Annotated in this window: 16 protein-coding genes and 2 pseudogenes; 7 read left to right on the plus strand and 11 right to left on the minus strand. The window is 41.5% G+C overall.

The genetic code is table 11. The features are described 5' to 3' along the window. Positions 1-127: 127 nt before the first annotated feature. Complete coding sequence (locus R2H34_RS03290; RefSeq protein ID WP_318342416.1) at positions 128-3,232, plus strand: type I restriction endonuclease subunit R; 3,105 nt, start codon at positions 128-130, stop codon at positions 3,230-3,232. Positions 3,233-3,345: 113 nt separating this feature from the next. Further along, complete coding sequence (locus R2H34_RS03295; protein ID WP_002115233.1) at positions 3,346-5,112, plus strand: ATP-dependent nuclease; 1,767 nt, start codon at positions 3,346-3,348, stop codon at positions 5,110-5,112. Here R2H34_RS03295 and R2H34_RS03300 read toward each other — a convergent pair. The 4 genes and pseudogenes from R2H34_RS03300 to R2H34_RS03315 all read right to left on the minus strand — a co-directional run. Then, positions 5,091-5,198 (minus strand): annotated as a pseudogene (locus R2H34_RS03300) (transposase); the annotation flags it as partial. The gene R2H34_RS03295 and the pseudogene R2H34_RS03300 sit on opposite strands and share 22 nt — an antisense overlap. Before the next feature lie 239 nt (positions 5,199-5,437). Further along, a complete protein-coding gene (locus tag R2H34_RS03305) occupies positions 5,438-5,953 on the minus strand; it encodes a YkgB family protein (RefSeq protein ID WP_038349914.1) in 516 nt (171 codons plus the stop codon). A 137-nt stretch (positions 5,954-6,090) separates the two neighbouring features. Next, positions 6,091-6,645 carry a carboxymuconolactone decarboxylase family protein gene (locus tag R2H34_RS03310; RefSeq protein WP_000088799.1) on the minus strand — a complete coding sequence of 185 codons (555 nt, stop codon included), beginning with the start codon at positions 6,643-6,645 and terminating at the stop codon, positions 6,091-6,093. Between the two features lie 58 nt (positions 6,646-6,703). Then, positions 6,704-6,880 carry a peptide-methionine (S)-S-oxide reductase gene (locus tag R2H34_RS03315; RefSeq protein ID WP_005006244.1) on the minus strand — a complete coding sequence of 59 codons (177 nt, stop codon included), beginning with the start codon at positions 6,878-6,880 and terminating at the stop codon, positions 6,704-6,706. 852 nt (positions 6,881-7,732) lie between these two features. Here R2H34_RS03315 and R2H34_RS03320 point away from each other — a divergent pair. Both R2H34_RS03320 and R2H34_RS03330 read left to right on the plus strand, forming a co-directional pair. Beyond that, positions 7,733-9,019, plus strand: coding sequence for a GAF domain-containing protein (locus tag R2H34_RS03320; RefSeq protein ID WP_151825733.1), 1,287 nt, complete (start codon positions 7,733-7,735; stop codon positions 9,017-9,019). Positions 9,020-9,636: 617 nt separating this feature from the next. Then, on the plus strand, positions 9,637-10,614 hold the full coding sequence (locus R2H34_RS03330) for a sensor domain-containing diguanylate cyclase (protein WP_002119794.1): 978 nt from the start codon (positions 9,637-9,639) through the stop codon (positions 10,612-10,614). A gap of 219 nt (positions 10,615-10,833) precedes the next feature. Here R2H34_RS03330 and R2H34_RS03335 read toward each other — a convergent pair whose 3' ends face one another. From R2H34_RS03335 to msrA, 5 genes are all read right to left on the minus strand, one after another. Continuing rightward, positions 10,834-11,496 (minus strand): peptide-methionine (S)-S-oxide reductase MsrA, encoded by a 663-nt coding sequence (locus R2H34_RS03335; RefSeq protein WP_001281573.1) that lies wholly within the window; start codon positions 11,494-11,496, stop codon positions 10,834-10,836. A gap of 205 nt (positions 11,497-11,701) precedes the next feature. Next, positions 11,702-11,947, minus strand: a complete 246-nt coding sequence (locus tag R2H34_RS17865; protein ID WP_011711656.1) for a glutaredoxin family protein — start codon at positions 11,945-11,947, stop codon at positions 11,702-11,704. Positions 11,948-12,001: 54 nt separating this feature from the next. Beyond that, entirely contained in the window at positions 12,002-12,442 is a 441-nt protein-coding gene (gene msrB / locus R2H34_RS03340; RefSeq protein ID WP_005403705.1) for a peptide-methionine (R)-S-oxide reductase MsrB, read from the minus strand. Between the two features lie 31 nt (positions 12,443-12,473). Continuing rightward, a complete protein-coding gene (locus R2H34_RS03345) occupies positions 12,474-12,734 on the minus strand; it encodes a glutaredoxin (protein ID WP_005403706.1) in 261 nt (86 codons plus the stop codon). A 3-nt stretch (positions 12,735-12,737) separates the two neighbouring features. Next, complete coding sequence (msrA, locus tag R2H34_RS03350) at positions 12,738-13,151, minus strand: peptide-methionine (S)-S-oxide reductase MsrA (RefSeq protein ID WP_235633807.1); 414 nt, start codon at positions 13,149-13,151, stop codon at positions 12,738-12,740. Between the two features lie 197 nt (positions 13,152-13,348). Here msrA and R2H34_RS03355 point away from each other — a divergent pair, with 197 nt between their 5' ends. Further along, positions 13,349-14,284 carry an AraC family transcriptional regulator gene (locus R2H34_RS03355; protein ID WP_005403708.1) on the plus strand — a complete coding sequence of 312 codons (936 nt, stop codon included), beginning with the start codon at positions 13,349-13,351 and terminating at the stop codon, positions 14,282-14,284. 2 nt (positions 14,285-14,286) lie between these two features. Then, positions 14,287-15,027, plus strand: a complete 741-nt coding sequence (locus tag R2H34_RS03360; protein ID WP_005403709.1) for a hypothetical protein — start codon at positions 14,287-14,289, stop codon at positions 15,025-15,027. A gap of 766 nt (positions 15,028-15,793) precedes the next feature. On the opposite strand, the pseudogene R2H34_RS03365 reads toward R2H34_RS03360, so the two are convergent. After that, a pseudogene (locus R2H34_RS03365) lies at positions 15,794-16,990 on the minus strand (MFS transporter). Between the two features lie 19 nt (positions 16,991-17,009). Continuing rightward, positions 17,010-17,429: a RidA family protein gene (locus tag R2H34_RS03370; protein ID WP_004906655.1), complete on the minus strand. Its 420-nt coding sequence runs from the start codon at positions 17,427-17,429 to the stop codon at positions 17,010-17,012. A gap of 71 nt (positions 17,430-17,500) precedes the next feature. On the opposite strand from R2H34_RS03370, the gene soxR reads away from it, so the two are divergent. Next, a complete protein-coding gene (gene soxR / locus R2H34_RS03375; protein WP_125297521.1) occupies positions 17,501-17,989 on the plus strand; it encodes a redox-sensitive transcriptional activator SoxR in 489 nt (162 codons plus the stop codon). Positions 17,990-18,301: the final 312 nt, after the last annotated feature.

Raw genomic sequence — 18,301 nt, forward strand, 5'->3', positions numbered from 1 at the left:
AGCTATGCACATTATAAGTAAACTGATATAGGGCCGCAATAGCAGTTACAAAAGATAATGTCTATAGAATAAGTAGTTTTGTTTATTAAAAGTCAGAATTTAAAATTTGAATGAATAGGGGGAATCCATGAACGAAACACAACTTGAAAACTTATGCTTAGACTGGTTTTCTGAAAATGGCTGGCAAGTTGTTCATGGTATTGATATTGCACCTGATAGTAGCAATCCTTTACGCAAAGACTATAAACAGATTTTATTGGAAGCTGACGTTCAGGCCGCCTTTGAACGCTTGAATCCGCATTTGCCTGCCAGTTGCTTTGATCAAGTGTTACTGAAACTGAGCAAACCCGAAAGTTTGGATTTGGTGACTAATAACCGTGCCTTCCACCGTATGTTATTGGAAGGTGTGCCTGTCACATATAAGAAACAAGATGATTGGGTACATGACCATGCCTTCTTAGTGGACTTTAATCATGTGCATCAAAACCGTTTTGTTGCGGTCAATCAATTTACGATTCTAGGCACTAAACAACCTCGACGCCCTGACATCATCTGCTTTATCAATGGTATTCCGTTTGCTGTGTTGGAACTAAAAAGCCCAACCGATGAAAATGCAGATATCTGGGATGCCTTTAACCAGCTGCAAACCTATAAAGAAGAAATCTCGGATTTATTTGTTTATAACGAAGCCTTGGTAGTGAGTGATGGCGTAACAGCACGTGTAGGCTCACTGACGGCGAATCAGGAACGCTTTTTGCCGTGGCGTACCATCAAGAATGAAGATGATAAACCCGCTTTAGAATGGGAGTTAGAGACAGTTGTTCGAGGCTTCTTTGATCGAGAATTGTTCCTAGATTACATTCGATTCTTTGTGCTGTTTGAAACAGATGGCGAAAAGACCATTAAGAAAATTGCAGGCTACCATCAGTTCCATGCGGTTAGAGAAGCCGTGCAAGCGACCATTGCGGCAGCCAATCCGAATGGGGATAAGAAAGCAGGCGTTGTTTGGCATACCCAAGGCTCGGGTAAAAGTATTTCTATGTGTTGCTATGCAGGCAAGCTTTTACAGCAGCCCGCTATGCACAACCCAACCTTGTTAATCGTGACTGACCGTAATGACTTAGATGGACAGCTCTTTGAAACCTTTAGTAATGCTCAAGAATTATTAAAACAAACGCCAGTACAAGCCAATAACCGTGATGAGCTGAGAAAGTTTTTAGCTGAGCGTGAGTCTGGTGGCATTATCTTTACCACGGTACAAAAGTTTGCATTACTGGAAGGTGAGACTGAGCATCCATTATTAAATGGACGCCACAATATTGTGGTGATGTCAGATGAAGCACATCGTAGCCAATATGGTTTGAAAGCAAAACTAGGTAATGATGGCACATACAAGTTCGGCTATGCCAAGCACATGCGCGATGCCTTGAAGAACGCGGCTTTTATTGGCTTTACTGGAACTCCGATCTCAAGTGAAGATAAAGACACTCGAGCTGTCTTTGGCGACTATGTTTCCATTTATGACATTCAGGATGCCGTCGATGATGGTGCAACCGTCCCAATCTACTACGAATCACGCTTGGCAAAGCTGGACATCAATCAGACTGAAATTGAAGATTTATCTGATCAAGTCGATGAGGTTGTAGAAGATGAAGAAGATGTTGGTAACCGAGAAAAGACTAAGAGCGAATGGAGCCGACTAGAAAAACTGGTGGGTGCCACACCACGGCTGAAACAGATCGCTGCGGATTTGGTAACGCATTTTGAAGCACGTACCGAAACCACAGCAGGCAAAGGTATGATTGTGACCATGAGCCGGGAAATCTGTGTCCATCTTTACAATGAGATTGTTGCCTTACGTCCAGATTGGCATGACCCTGATCCTGAAAAGGGAAAAATTAAAGTGGTCATGACGGGATCAGCCTCAGACAAACCGTTACTGCAACCGCACATTCACAACAAGCAAGTTAAAAAGCGTCTTGAGAAACGCTTTAAGGATGTCAAAGATCCTTTGCAGTTAGTGATTGTTCGCGATATGTGGCTCACAGGTTTTGATGCACCGTGCACGCACACCATGTATATCGACAAGCCAATGAAAGGCCATAACCTCATGCAGGCGATTGCACGCGTGAACCGGGTCTTTAAAGATAAGCAAGGTGGTCTGGTTGTTGACTATATTGGCATTGCTAATGAATTGAAGCAGGCCTTAAAAACCTATACCGATGCCAAAGGGAAAGGTGAGCCGACCTTACGTGCAGAAGAAGCCTATGCGGTTCTTGCTGAAAAGATGGATGCAATACGAGGAATGTTCACCAAAACCAACGAGCAGGCAGGTATGGATTTGGGTGCTTATGAAACTCAGGCACACCGACTGATTATCCCCGCAGCTAACTATGTGCTGAGCTTAAAGGATGGTAAAAAGCGTTTTCTTGATTTAGTTCTGGCAATCAATAAAGCCTTCTCTTTATGCAGCACCTTGGATGAAGCGAAGAACCTGCACAAAGAAATTGCCTTTTACTCAGCCATTAAAGCAGTCATTAGCAAGCATACCTCTGTAGATCGTAAACTGTCGCAAGCGGAAAAGGACAGTACGCTAAAACAGATTCTGGACAATGCTGTCATTGCTGATGAGGTAACAGATGTCTTTGCAATGTGTGGTTTGGATAAACCCAACATTGGCTTGCTTTCAGATGAGTTCTTGGAAGATGTACGGCAGATGCCATACCGTAACTTGGCAGTTGAACTTCTGGAAAAGTTACTCAATGATGGCATTAAGGCAAAGACGCGAAACAATGTGGTACAGGAAAAACGCTTCTCTGACCGTTTGCAGGAAACCTTGAGGAAATACAATAACCGAGCGATTGAAACTTCTCAGGTCATTGAAGAACTCATTCAAATGGCAAAAGAATTTCAGGCAGAGATGCAGCGTGAAGCTGCACTTGGTTTGAATCCTGATGAAATCGCTTTCTATGATGCTTTGGCAAACAATGAAAGTGCTGTCAGAGAGCTTGGAGACGATACGCTGAAACAGATCGCACGAGAGATTACAGAGAAGCTTAGGAAGTCAACGACAGTGGATTGGCAGGTTAGGGATAGTGTGCGTGCTCAGCTGAAAATATTAGTACGTCGTACTTTGCAGCGATGGAAATACCCGCCTGATAAAGCGGCTGAAGCGATTGAGCTTGTGATGAAGCAAGCTGAGCAGTTGTCGAATGCGTGGACGACTAGCTAAAAAATCATTTATAAAGAACGTAATGTACACAAAATAATTTACATGCTCTTCTTGGGCGAAACCTTTGAAAAAATAGATAAAGTTACAATAACCAATGTATTTTGGGGGGAACAATGCGTATCGAAAAAGTTAGAGTTGAGGGGTATAGACTTCTTGAAGATATTGAGATTGTATTAGAAAAGAATTCAACTGTGATTGTAGGGCGAAATAATAGCGGAAAAACATCTTTTACTAGCATATTTGATTGTTTTTGTGGTGAGTCAGGAGCCCGTTTTAGGTTGGAAGATTTTTCTAGTTTGTCTCGTGAGAAGTTTTTAAATGCAAGAAAATTGAAAGAAGAGGGGGCAAGTCCAGAGCAGATATATAATACACTGCCTATAATCACTCTTTCTTTGACATTTCGATACGATAGTGATGCCCCGACTTTAGGGCCTCTTTCACCATTTATCATTGATTTAGATATGGACTCTACAACAGCGATTGCTTGTATTGAATATAGGCCTGTCTTAGCAAAAATGCATTTGTTGTTTGATATACCTCAACCACCAGTAGGTATGGAACCTCAAATACATTTTTTTAAGTGTTTACGTAATAACTTATCAAAAATTTACGAAGTGCATGTTAGTGCAATAGATCCGACGGATAAGTCTAATAAGAGAAATTTCGAGGATACTTCAGCATTCGCAGCATTATTACAATGTAACTTTGTTCAAGCACAAAGAACTCTTGATAAGACAAAGCTTGGTGAGGCTGATGTTATCGGAAAATTACTTAGTGAATTGTTTAAAACAGCTGCTGCACCAACGGCTACAGAATCTGATCAAGAGTTAGCTGCGAAATTAAAGAAATCTGTTGAAGATATTGAGCTTAATGTTCAAAGTGATTTTGACAAAATGCTCAAAAAGTTATTACCTGTTATGGGGGTGATGGGTTTTCCAAGTCTTAATGATACTGAATTAAGGCCTGAAACTTCATTAAATGTAGAGGCACTTTTGTCTGGGCATACAAAAGTTGTTTATAGTGGTACAGATGGTGTGCATTTACCTGAGGGATATAATGGTCTTGGTACGCGAAATTTAATCTATATGCTGCTACAACTTGAAAGCTATCACAAAATTTACCGATCTCAAATTACTCGCCCTTCAGCCCATTTGATATTCATTGAAGAACCTGAAGCTCATTTGCATCCACAGATGCAGGAAGTTTTTATTAATCAATTAAATGTTGCTATTCAAAAGCTTTCGAGTGCCTATCCAGCAGAAGACGTTTGGAATGTTCAGTTTATTATTACTACACATTCTTCTCATGTTGCTAATGCGGCATGTTTTGATGCAGTAAGATATTTCTATAACCAAAAAGATGCAGTGAAAAGTATTAGAAATACTAAAGTTAAAGATTTTAAAAAGGGTATGCAAACAATATCTGTTACTGATAAAGAGTTCTTGCATAAATACATGACTCTGACTAAGTGTGATCTTTATTTTGCAGATAAAGTGATTATGGTTGAGGGGACAACTGAACGGTTATTAATGCCTCGCCTCAGAGAATTAGTTGATAAATCCTTACCAGAACATCAAAAATTAGCAAGCCAGTATGTAACTTGTATTGAAGCTGGAGGAGCTCATGCTCATCTTTTTTATCCACTCCTCGACTTTCTTGAACTTAAGACTTTGGTAGTTACTGATTTAGATTCAATCAAAAAGGTGGAAAAAGAAAATAATAAAAAAAAGAAAATTAACGTATGGGAAAAATGCCCAGTAGCGGAAGGTACGCGAACCTGTAATACCGCAATAAGATATTGGTTTGCTCCTAAGGATATTAAAAAGATAGAGGATTTTCATTTATCCCCAGTAGAACTTTCAGGCAAATCTCGCCACTGAATGCCTGTGCGCATACGATAAAGTATGCCTTCCAGTGTATTTCGGTGTTCATATTTATTGTAAACACGCCCTGTCTCTTTAAGTATTTGCTTTAGGGCTTCCTAGGCGTTATCTGTTAGCATTGTCCTTGGCATAGCAACGTCCGTTCTCGGTGGTATTTTTGATTTTTGGCGAAACCATTATACCTTGTTGCTATGCCGTTCATTTTTCACTCAAAGATCAACAGCCTCTAGTAAGGCACGTACTTGAAGCACTTAAAAGATAAAAATAAAGGCTCTCTAATGTGTTTAGGAGCCATCTAACTTATAGTTGTTTCGGGTGAGGCTTATTTGTTTTTGTGCTCCAGTGCTGTAAGTGATGTACCTACGATAAATATAGACACGACAAACAAGACTAAATCTTTTAGCAAAAACTGGCCAGGAACCACAGAGATCGCAGGAAACCCAAGAGATGCCTCAAAAACACCGGGTGTAGTCAGCATGAACGACAATGTCGTAAAAAAGAGTCCGGTTGAAAGTACACCGCCCAAGATTGCGAGCTTAGGGGAGAAAACTCGTGCAGCGATTAACAGGCCAACTGAAATTTCAAGCACACCCAGAAAATTTGAGAATCCTTGAATGCTGAGGAAGCTATACATCCACGAAAGCAGAGGGCTATTACTAACAAAACCATGTATACCGTTTGCTTCGTAGCTAGTGAATTTCATGCCACCAAACCACAAATATATTATCGTCATGGCAACGTAGATGCCACCTATACCAAACTTAGTGATTTTTGCACCGAGATTATTACTAAGGGTATTGGTAGTCTGGACACCATTTTCAATTTCGGGAATAGTCATCTTATATCTCCAATTATTTTTAGCCATGTGGACTCACTCTATGTAGCCCACTAAAATGATATGACTCTTGAGAAAAACTATATGTTTACTCGAGTCGAACCTAACTTAGGTAATTGCTGTAGTTGAGCACCAATGGATTAGACATCAATGCCTAGTGGTTGAACGGCCGGGAAGTCGACCTCGGTCTGTGTCACTTCGTTAACGTAGTTAGTGAAAGTGTTCAGGGCAACAGCCAACAGAATATCCACTACATGTGCATCACTGTAGCCAGCGTTCAGCACCGCTTGGACCTGGTCATTGCTGACTTGCCCGCGCTGGCGGACTACGGCGGCAGCAAAACGCACGGCTGCGTCGGCCTTAGGGTCATTTGATGCACCGCTGCGGTTGGCAGTGAGTTCAGCATCATCAAGCTTGGCCACCTTACGGCCTAGGAAGGAATGGGCAGCAAGGCAATAATCGCAGCCGTTGATCTCAGCGACGGCTAGGGCAATACGCTCAAGAGTCGCTGTACCCAAGCCGCCCTGTGCTGATGCTGCGCTCAATTGCAGGTAGCCAGTCAGCGCAGCAGGGCTGTTGGCAACGACGCGGAACATGTTAGGAACGCGGCCCAGTTGTTTTTCCACAGCCTTGAGTGAGGTATGGGTAGCAGTAGGCGCGGCGTCGATTGTGGTAGGGGTGTTCAAACGTGACATAAATTTCTCCTAGTGATTTGAAAGACAGCACGCTGTATTGGCGTGGAATAAATTGTATTTAAGAAGGTTCTGCTTGATAATCCGTTGCTATCAGACAGCTCATCTTCACGTCTTGCGCAGTCGCCATTTCAGTGCCACTACACACCTTCGTTGACGTCACGCCGTCCTGATTTCTAAGGAGGTCTTCGAGACCCCAAAAACACCCTCCGGCAACGATCACATAATCTAGTTTCATAAAGCCTCCTTAGTTTTCATCCACTTACTGATTAGACTGACTTTACAGCATGTAAAATAGATATAATATGTTCAATAGTTCGTATAACATGACCTATTGGACAGTTTACGTAGGGGCTATGTATGGATGCAGACTTTGGATATCAGATTAAAAGAGTTGTGAAATTAAGGGTTCACGAAAAACTGCAAATATAGGGCAAATCAGATTGTCTATACCCATAATTTAGAGCGCCCGAGCATCAGGAACTCACTGAAAGCAGACGTTTCTGAAAATAAACAAGGCACAGCGCTTGAAAATTTCGAGACATCAACGTTTTGCCAAAAGGCTAAAAATGCGTGCACTACTCATTTCGCATTTAAAGAGAGCATCGGTTATTAGGCAATAACGATGTGGCCAAAATTTGTCGACCACTACACTATCTCGTAAACGAGTTTGATAGACGTCAACTAGTACGTATTTTTAGTGTAAGGTCATATTAATGCACGATGCTAAACTCTGCTGTGAGCTAGGTAGGATGTATAAATACCATAAATATTTCAATGCTTTACTTTTTAAAGCTCAAGTGAGTTACTCAGTTCCGACTGTTGGTGGCAGATTTGGAATCTCGCGATTTGTCTTAAATGTCAGCCAAGCAAGTCTCTCGCTAATAAAGTGTTGACTATCCCTGACAAAGTAACAATTTCTTGCCATAATCAGACTTAAGCACTTTACTTAGAGTGTATGTGCGCCGCTTAATGCATCAATGCTGCTAATTCCCTGATTGACATCAATCACTTTGTTTCCTGTTTGATACTCTGAGATAAACAAGATCGAATGATGCAAAAGGGGACTATTTAAATACTGAGGGAACAAATGGCAGTAGATTTGAGCATAGAAACCGCTCTGCTCCTAGAGCGCTGGCAAGGCATTGTAAACTCGATGGCTCAAGTCGCGGAAGTGCCTTGTGTGCTGATTAATCGATTAGATAAAAACGAAATTTGTCAGGCTGTTGGCAGTGTGTCAGTACCAACTTTTTATTGCGGTGAACCTGTTCCATTGGCACTTAACACTTATTGTTCCCAAGTCATTTCCAGTAACCAGCCATTACTAGTTGAAAATGCAATCGGTACCCGATATGAAAACAATAACCCAACATTTGCAGCAGGCTTTAGTTATTACTATGGCCTGCCATTGCTTTGGCCTAGCGGAAAAACTTTCGGTACTTTGTGTATGTTGGACTTTTCAAGCCCAGATCGGGCATCACAACACTGTTCCTTACTCACACTTTTTAAGCAGGCCATTGAATACGATTTACAGATGCTTCAACAACAGCAAGATCTGCTAAAGCGTGAGCAACAAGCAGACAAAAAATTTATACAACTATTCAATGAGATGTCAAATAGGATAAGACCGGTAACTAATAATAAGTTGCTTCAATCTGAGTTGTTTGTACTTTTGACAAGCCAATACCAATACTGGCATCAGGAACTGGATAAGCAGCTTAATCAAACCGTCCTGACTGATGAAAACTCCATTCATATAGCGGCACTGGTTCGAATTTGGTCAAATTTGTTGGCGATTGCCCATGAAACAGAATGGTTGAGAGCTACGGCAGTTCTAGAACCTTATAGTTGTGATGCTGTTGCGTCACTGGTCAATGCAACTCCATTATTAGAACAAGCAGTGTATAAAACAGCGCTGACCCTTGGTGCTGATCTCGTTTTGAGGAGTCATTTGCCTAATCCACTGTTACTAAGTGGGAAACCAGAGTTATGGTCTCTGATAGGACTAGCTATCACGAGCTTTTTAGTTGTTGGCGCCAGCGGTACAAGTATAACTATTTTTGTCAGTAACCGATTAAAAGGTAAGTACAGAGTTTTGGAATGGTCCCTTCTTGTAAAAGGCCAGACGATACCGCTGCGTTTTACCCGCGATAATCAAGCGCTTTATGGTTTTGCAACAGTATGTGCCGAGTTAGCGGGTGCTGTTCTTGAATCTGGTGAGTGGCAATTAACTGAGAGTCTTCAGCAACAGAGTCGTTATCTCAACTCAAATCGTGATCACGTTGACGACATTGAAAGCAGGAATGCTTCAAGAACTGCTAATGGCATAACCAGGCTTATCTGCTTATCGATACCGGTGATGGGAGACGATTTATAAACACTCAGCGATGATCAGCGAAGTTGTGTTTTAGTTTTCTTGTTGGCACTACATCCGGTATGGCGGCCTTTAATCTGAGAGTGACACTTGGGATAACTGAAAAACTGGCTGTGATTCTGCTGAACGGAGCTTGGTGCTAAGCATGTTGGCGTCATTCAAAGCAAGGTCAACACTGCTATTAACGTTTACGATTATCTGACGGACGTGCTGCTGCGCGTCAACCAACATCCAGTAAGCAAGGTACATGAACTAATGCCGAAGTTACGGAAAGCTCAGTTCGAAAGCGCATTACAGCGTTCAGCTCTATTTAGCAATCCCGATGCTTCGGTAAAATAAGCCACGGAAAATGCTCCGGAGGCCGCATGCACACTAAATAGATGACGTTAGACGAAGAGTTGGATTTAAACGAGCAAATTATAGAGCCTGCGACCGGAAAAGCCAAAAGTTTATAAATACAGCTAAAACTCAAATCAAGCAGGCGAATATTGTACAAAACAATACCATTGCTACAGAGATAACTTCAAGTCTGACAGATCTATGCTAGAGTTAAATCAACGATTTAATTCATTTTTCTATGCAGGATCTTTGAAAAATGCAGTAGAAAAACGGAGAAGTACATGACCTTTAGTTTAGCTCAAACAGCTAGTGCAGAAACCACACTAAAAGCACCTGCTGAAGCAGATCAGAACCTGCGGGATATCACTGAACTGGCGTGTTATATCTGTGATGCACCAGTGGCTATGGTGACGCGAACCGATGACACAAAGCTGAATCTAATTGCAAAAGTTGGTATTTCGCGTACCTCTGTATTAATTAAAGAGTCCTTTTGCGTGTATGCAATGGAAACACCTGATGCGGTAATGGTGGTCCCTGACGCTACTTTAGATCACAGATTCAGTACCAATGCTATGGTGATTTCAGGACCTGGCTACCGATTTTATGCTGGCTCGCCGCTGATTGATCCCGAAGGTGCAGTGATTGGTACTATTTGTGTCTATGATCATGTTCCTAAGCAGCTGAACCAGCGGCAGATAAGCTCTTTGCAGGCTCTGTCCAGACAAGTGATCGCCATACTGGAGCTGAAAAAAGTCGGCGAACAATTACATAATACCAGCATGACGGATGCGCTGACAGGGGTGAACAACAGAAGAGCTTTTGACCTCAAGTTTGAAGCTGAATTTGCTCGCTGGCAAAGAACAGGACAATCTTTTGTACTGGCATTGATTGATATTGATCACTTTAAGAGTTTTAACGACAGCTATGGTCATGCCGCAGGAGATGAGGCACTGAGTCAAGTCGCGGCTCTGTTTCAGCGCCATAGCAGGAACTATGACTTTTTCGCCCGTTATGGTGGTGAAGAGTTTGTGCTGATCCTGCCAGGCACAGACACAGCGTCCGCAAATAAAACACTGGAAAAGTTAAGGCTGGTAGTGGCTAACCATGAGTGGTTATTACGACAATTAACGGTCAGCATAGGTTTGGCCAGCGCTGATTTATTTGACGACAAAAAGCAGTTGCTCGAAGTCGCCGATCAGATGTTATACAAAGCTAAAACCCAAGGCCGCAATCAAACCAGTGTGTTCGCCACACTGTAAGAGATCTGTTCATGCTGCGCTGATCTCAAGACCTCATAAAAACTGAGGTCTTGCTTCGGTCGATAAGCTGGTCTGATATTGGCATTATTTATTCCTTTCAAATACATGGGTAATGCGACTTACACAGATTTTTTATGCTCTCTTGGACTCCATGTGAAGGAGATCGTCACATTCTTTACATATAGAAAATAGAGTTCTTTAGCCAGCTGCAATTTCAGATTAACCGATTCGGTAAGCTTTCTGCATTTCCGGAGACAACTTTTTTAGCCAGCTTGAGAGACTGAAGCCTTTTCTATCGGTACTATTTAATTTAGTAAAATACAGATGTTCATCCCAGCGAGGACCGAAATCTACTTCTGCAAGACTTACAAGCTGTTTGTTTCTGCGAAGACGATGCTTTTGATGGTAATCTTCGGCGGGCCAAAAATAACCATTTTGTTCTCCGGCCTCAATCACCTCGGGAGATTTCTCCTTTCCAATCGCTTGAATCAGTTCTTCAGCTACTTGTTTTTGCTCCAGATCAAAAACAAAAAGTATCTGGCGATACTGGCCCTGCTTTCTACCATGAACAGACCATGATTCAAAACTTCCAAGAAGTTCCCTGTAGCTGATTTGGTCTTTATCGTAGATCACTCTGACGACTTCGGCGTGTCCGTTGATGTTGCGGTAACTCGGATCCAGAGTTGATGCTCCAGCGTAGCCAACACGTGTTTGCACTACTCCCTGCGTCCCTCCAAAATTAGAATCCGGTCCCCAAAAGCAACCCATGCCGAAAACCGTTTGACTAAGCTTCCCGATTTTCAATGCTTCTTCGATTGCTTCAGGGGTTGCAAATTCATAGCTTTCAACACCGTCTTCTTTATTCATTTTTAGATCCGACATATTTTTCACCTAACTTTCAAAAATTGAAGCCACTCCCATTCCTCACGCCGTGCAAACGACGATAAGACCACGTTTTCCAACACCAGCTTGATGAAGTATCTTTGCTAAAACTCCGCAGCATGTTTCTTGGTAACACAACTGCGGAAAATTGCTGTAATCATTGATCTTACTGCTTATTAAGTTATTAATAATTCTAAAAAACTCATTATTTCATTGAAGCTTCCAACCACCTGTCAAGGTCCTTGAACTTGGGGTTTCTCAGCTTCTTTGTCCCAACCACTATTGTCGGGAAATTCAGCTTTCCGTTCGAATAGAGGGAGCACAGTTCATCAGCAGCCGCGTCGTCTTCATGAACATCCAAAAAAACAAACTGGCTCCCTTTTTCTTGCAAGTACGAATGGTAAATCTTGGTTTTATGGCAGTCTTTATGACCGAACAGCTTAATCAACACGAACGGCTCCTTTTTTCAAAAGGTTCACTTTCATAAACCCCCTCGATTTAAAAATTATTCTACAAACTTCAATGACTCCGAGTTAATACAGAATCGGACCCCTGATGGCTCAGGACCGTCTGGAAAAGCGTGCCCCAGATGGGCTTCGCACACATTGCATAGCACTTCGATTCTGCGCCCGAAGGTCGTATCCAGTTCATATTGAATTACGTTGTCTGCGACTGGCTCAGAAAAACTCGGCCATCCCGTTCCCGAATCGAACTTTAGGTTCGAGTCAAAGAGTTCGGTGTCGCAGCCCACACAGGCGTACCTTCCAGCTTCATAAAATGAACAGAGTTCTCCGGTGTGCGCGCGTTCGGTGCCTTTCATCCGCATGACCCGAAATTGCGCTGGCGTCAGAATTTCTTTCCACTCTTCCTCGCTCTTTTCTACTTTTTTGGGAGGCGCGGGAGTGCCGTTATCCAGGTAGTTGTAAATGCTTTTCCAATTGAACATATATTTGCTCCTTTATTTTAGGGTTCACTCTTTAGCTATCAATCCACGAGAAGAAGTCTGTAGCACTACCAATGAATTCTCCATCCACAAAAACTTGCGGTACAGTTTGGAGATTTGTTCTTTCCTTCAACTCCAGGTAAGTCTTCGGATCGTCGTCTACGCGAATTTGTTTGAAATCGACCTTTTCAGCAGTTAGGTAATTCTTCACGCGTGCGCAAAATGGACAATGGTCTTTCGTATAAATAACAACATTCTTAAGTGCTTTCATTTTTTCCTCGTTCATTTGGTTCATGATTTAGTCTCTTTCAAAATGGCAAGAGTATCCGCTGGGATTCCTCTGCAAATAGTTTTGGTGATATGCCTCAGCGTCGTAGAATTCTTTTTCCAGGGTGACGGTCGTGACCACTTCATTCTCGAAGCGACCGATCTCATTGACCTCATCAATCACGTTTTCGATAATCGCTTTCTGTGCATCGTCACGATAGAACGCTGCCGAGCGATACGAAGTGCCAACATCATTTCCTTGGCGATTCTTCGTAGTCGGATCATGGATTTTGAAAAAGTAATGTAGAATCTCTTCGAGAGATATTTCGTCTTGGTCGTATTCCACGCGAACCGCTTCGGCGTGCCCCGTTTTCCCTGTTATAATATCGGCGTAGGTAGGATCATCAAAATCTCCGCCAGAGTAGCCCACCTTCGTTGACGTCACACCGTCCAGACTCCTAAGGAGGTCTTCGAGACCCCAAAAACACCCTCAGGCAACGATCACATAATCTAGTTTCATAAAGCCTCCTTAGTTTTCATCCACTTACTGATTAGACTGACTTTACAGCATGTAAAATAGATATAATATGTTCAATAGTTCGTATAACATGACCTATTGGACAGTTTACGTAGGAGCTATATATGGATGTTCTCAGTGAAATTTTAGATAAGGTAGAGCTTACTAGCAGCTACTGGTATAGAACCTCATTTGCGGGAGACTGGGGCATCAGCCTCCCGCAGGAAGAGAATCTAGCGAGATTTCACATCGTGACTCATGGCGAGTTTTGGTATGAGGTGCCAAAACTTAAACTTAAAGCATTGGCGGAGCAGGGCGATATTTTGATCTTTTTCAAAGGGATGGAGCACACCATGGCCAGTGCACCAAAAATCAAGGCCGAGCCTGCGGTCGAATTTAGAGCTAAAGCCAACCTCACCGAAGCTCAAGTTTTGGAATACGGTGATCAGAGCAAGCTCAAAGCCAACGTCGTTTGCGGACATTTTTGTTTTAATGGCGGACCCGATCATCCATTCTTAAATTCGCTGCCAAATGTCGTGCATATCAAGAGTGCTGATAACTCCCACTCGCCTTGGCTTGCCATGCTTTTAAGTATTATAGAGCAGGAAGCAAAATCAGGGCTTCCTGGAAGCAACACGTTAGTCAGAAAGCTGACCGAAATTATCTTCGTGCAAGCGTTAAGAATCCACATGTACAAATCCAATAAAAATGCTGGATTCTTCAAACTGATCGAAAATCCGCAACTCAGCAAAACCTTGGAAGCTATTCATCATAGTCTCGATAAAAAATGGGGTCTTGACGATCTCGCCGGGATTGCGGGGATGTCGCGTACGAACTACAGCGTCAAATTTAAGGAGCTGTCAGGCATGACACCTCTTGATTATTTAACCTATTGTCGGCTTGAAAAAGCAAAGCAGCTGCTTAAAGAATCCGGTAAGTCTGTTCCCGAAGTGAGTGAAGCCATTGGGTATTCGGCACATGAACACTTTCAAAAGTTGTTTAAGAAAAAAATTGGCAAAACTCCTAGCGCGTACAGAAAAGAAAATTCTGAAAAGGTGTAAAAATGAATATCTATAACTCTCCTGTTACCAAAATAGCTTTCTGGGTCATAGTCATTGGTGGTGCGGCTTGCCTGCTTATCCCTTTGTTTGCACCTCTTCTTCCGCTGCAATATTTGAAAGGTTATGGCGAAATAGGAGATGTTCTTGGAGGTATTTCAAGCCCATTTCTACAAATTCTGGGTTCAGTGCTTCTCTTTCTGGTGTTAAAAGCTCAGATTGACGCTAATGGCATCCTCCATCAGCAAATCGAAAAGGAATATACGAAGGAGCAACTGAGGCACGAGTTGAATCAGCTTCACGAACTTTATATGTTCGTCGAAAGAAACATTAAAAATTTTAGCTACGATCAGGAAAAGATGATTGATGGCAAGTCGCAAATGATCCTTTTGCATTCCCGGCGAGCGATTAAATGTTTCATTGAGGATCTAGAGAGCTTAGATGTTGATATTCACAAAGATGACGACATTTTAAGGTTCGACGGGGTTAAAGAAATTATGAGCATTTTGAACAGCGTTGACCTATATTTCGACAAAATCAAAGACAGCGAGATTGCACCTTATCATAAGAGTTTTTATAAAACGCTTATGCAGCACGAACTTCTCTTCAGCGTTTTTCCTTATCAAGATCTCGACAATCAAGCGTACCTAAAACAAGAGCATTGCCCAGAGTGTGGTGAATATCATGCAAATTATCCGCCACTGATTTATGACCGGTTACAGAAAATTAAAAAAAGTTTCTCCTGATGTATTATGGATATTTATTCGGTATCGGTCCTACCAAAAAGCTATTTGTAGTATCTCGAGTACGTGCTGTGGTGTAGTAATTCCAATCTTAGAAAACTCAAAGCTTATTCTGAAACTATCGGAATTGTCGGTTGGGTGAGACTTAGTCGCCCCGTAAAGCCTTATCGGGGCGGCAAAGATAACTTTTTATATCACTGCTATTGATGACGTCCTTTGTTTACTAAAGTTGTAAGCCCTTATTCTTTGTTTTAGACCTTCAACCACTCCGGGCTTGTCACTAGGAGAGTCCCCTTGGCTAACCTTAGCCGTCAGATCGTATTCAGCGATTTCTAGCCGGTCCCCCTGAATCATTTTACGCCAACCGTTCCACAACTTAGGGTCAAGCTCTTCGGTACGCCAACCATCGGTCGGTTCGCTCCGACTCGCTAAAGCCAGATCCCTGATTTGGTTCTGGAGCGTTAGATCGTCAATCATTGTTTGGGAGTGAGAATGTTGAGGGATTAAGTTTTGATACAAAAGATTAAACTTACACCAATTTTACGCCATGGAATTTTAATATTTTTATAAATTATTGATATTTAATATATATTTTAAATTTATTGTCCAATCCATCATTGGGGCAACGGAAATACGTGGCTTTAATGATTCAAGTGGTTGCATAAAATATTCTCGGATGTGGACAAGAAAAGAAAGGGCAGCATTATACGAGTTTTACGAAAAATTCACCAATCATCCTCATCCTTGAGAAATCTAAATATTGGTTTATCTAAAGTTGATGTATTGCAGTGTTTTTTCGAGTGAGTAGTAAATCTAATAAGCTAAAGATCATACATGCTAGCACTAAGCCAATACCTGCAAAGCAAGTCATCGTCCAACCACCATGGTTTCATGCAAAAATTCCTAAAGCAGAACCGCACGCGCCACCGGTAAAATAAGCAGTCATATAAATGGCATTAATACGTGATTTTGCATCAGGGCGTAAGCGAAAGATTATGCTTTGATTGCTCGTGTGGACCAATGCAAGCGCCAACTGAATCAGTGCAAAACCCAAGATATAGCTAAATAAATAGAGTTGACCAAAATAAAAAAATATCCAACTTAAGATAAACAAACCGCAACCCATCCAAGTGAGTTGATTGGTAAATCCCTGATCCGCATATTTACCAATATATTGGGTTGATAAAGCACCAAAAATACCAACTAAAGTCACCATACCAATAAATAAATCAGGTAATTGATGTGCAGAGCTAAGTAGTAAAGCAATCGTTGAGTACAAGATACTCACTGCTGCAAAAGCAAAACCACCTGTCAGTGCTCTCAGCACTAAACGTTTTTCTTGTTTTAAGAGTTGCCCCATTGAAACAAATACTTGTCCATAATTTAGTTTCATCTTCATGACGTATGGCAGACGGCTTTTAAGTGCAAAGGCAAGAAACAGCATCAAAATTCCACTGACGATATAAATTACCTTCCAGTGAAACAAGTTCGAGAATAAGCCAGCTAAGCTGGTCGACAAAAGGATGCCGACCAATAGCCCACTCATTAAAAAACCTACAACTTCACCTGTTTTCTCAGGTTGAACAGTCATCGTTGCCAACGGTATCAATACTTGTGCTGCTACAGAAAATAATCCAGCCATAATGGTACCGACCCAAAGCATCGGTAAGTTCACAGAGAATGCACTGATAAACAATCCCGCTGCACATAAGCTCATTAAGAGTGGAATAAATTTGGTTTTATTCACCACATCGCCCATAGGGACAATAAAAAGTAAACCGAGAGCATAAGAAACTTGGGCAAAGGTAACTGTAAGAGCAGCTTGGCTTTGACTAACAGAGAAATACTGCTGTATGGAGTGGATCAGTGGTTGACTATAATAGTTTGCACCGGCACATAGACCACATGCAGCCGCCATAAACCAGAGTAAGGCTTTATTTTCACTAATATCTTGAGTGTTAGGCATAATGTTCTCTTAAACTGGTTTACACAGTATATGCAGTTGCTTCGATTTCAATTTGCATACCTTCCAACGCTAAACACGGCACGGGAATGAGCGTACATGCAGGAAATGAATCATTTCTCCAAAAGTGTTGGATAGTCTGTGTGAGCAAATGTAGTTTTTCAGCATTGTGATTGACAATTAACACGCGCAAAACAGCAATATCTTTGAGCTGTGCTTGTACTGAATTGAGTGCTGTTTGAATATTATAAAAGACTTGTTGTACCTGTTGGTCAAAATTCTGTGAAAGTTCACCTTTATTATTTTCTCCGCCTTGCCCTGAGATATGAATGATCTTCATATTAGGCTGAACGACAGCAATGTGACTATATCCATTTAGGCTAGGATCATACAGCCCATTTGGATTAATGAGTTTGAATGCGAGAGAATCTGAATCTTTCATGACTAAACCGTTCGTAGAAATTCTAAAAATGTTAGTATCAAAGCTCAAGTTAACTAGAGGTCAAGCAGATTTTGAAAAAACAACAATCTCCAAGTTGGCTAACGATAGGTGAGCTTGCAAAGCGAAGCGGTGTAAGCGTTCCAGCCATTCGCTTTTATGAGGAAAAAGAATTAATTTGGGGGATACGAACGAAAGGTAATCAGCGTCGTTATCAAAGGGCAATGCTGAGACGTATTGCTATTATTAAAACAGCGCAGCAAGTTGGAATATCATTACAACAAATCAAGCAAACCTTCGAAACTTTACCTAAACATCGCAGTGCGACAAAAAAAGATTGGCAAATCATGTCTCAACAGTGGCAAGGACAACTGGATCAACAAATTATGATGTTACTCCAATTGCGACAGCAGTTAGATCAATGTATTGGATGTGGGTGCTTATCTCTGGAACAATGTCCTTTACGAAACCCTGACGATTGTCTTGCTGAAGAAGCAATGGGAGCACATTTTCAAAAAATTTTGTTTTTGATGAATCATGATGACATTGATATTTCAACATAATGTCTATTTTTGCACTAAAATTGTGCAATATGGTGCTTTTAGTAAGACAATCTCCCATAAATATCACTTGAGAAAATGCCATTTAAACTTTTTACATTTCTTTTTTAGTTTTCCAATCTTTTTTTGCATAGTGAGATCAACCCAATCTTAAGAAAAATGAATCAAGTGAAAGCTAAATAAGCTGTTGTTATCAGATAAATTGATAGAAAAGTCGCATTTAAAACCAGTAAAACTTTTAAAGAAGCCAATCCTTATCATTAAATGCATGATTAAGATGCAAATTGACCTAATCAATTGATACGTACATAAGCA

Source organism: Acinetobacter sp. 16 (assembly GCF_033439925.1).
GTDB classification, from domain to species: domain Bacteria; phylum Pseudomonadota; class Gammaproteobacteria; order Pseudomonadales; family Moraxellaceae; genus Acinetobacter; species Acinetobacter junii.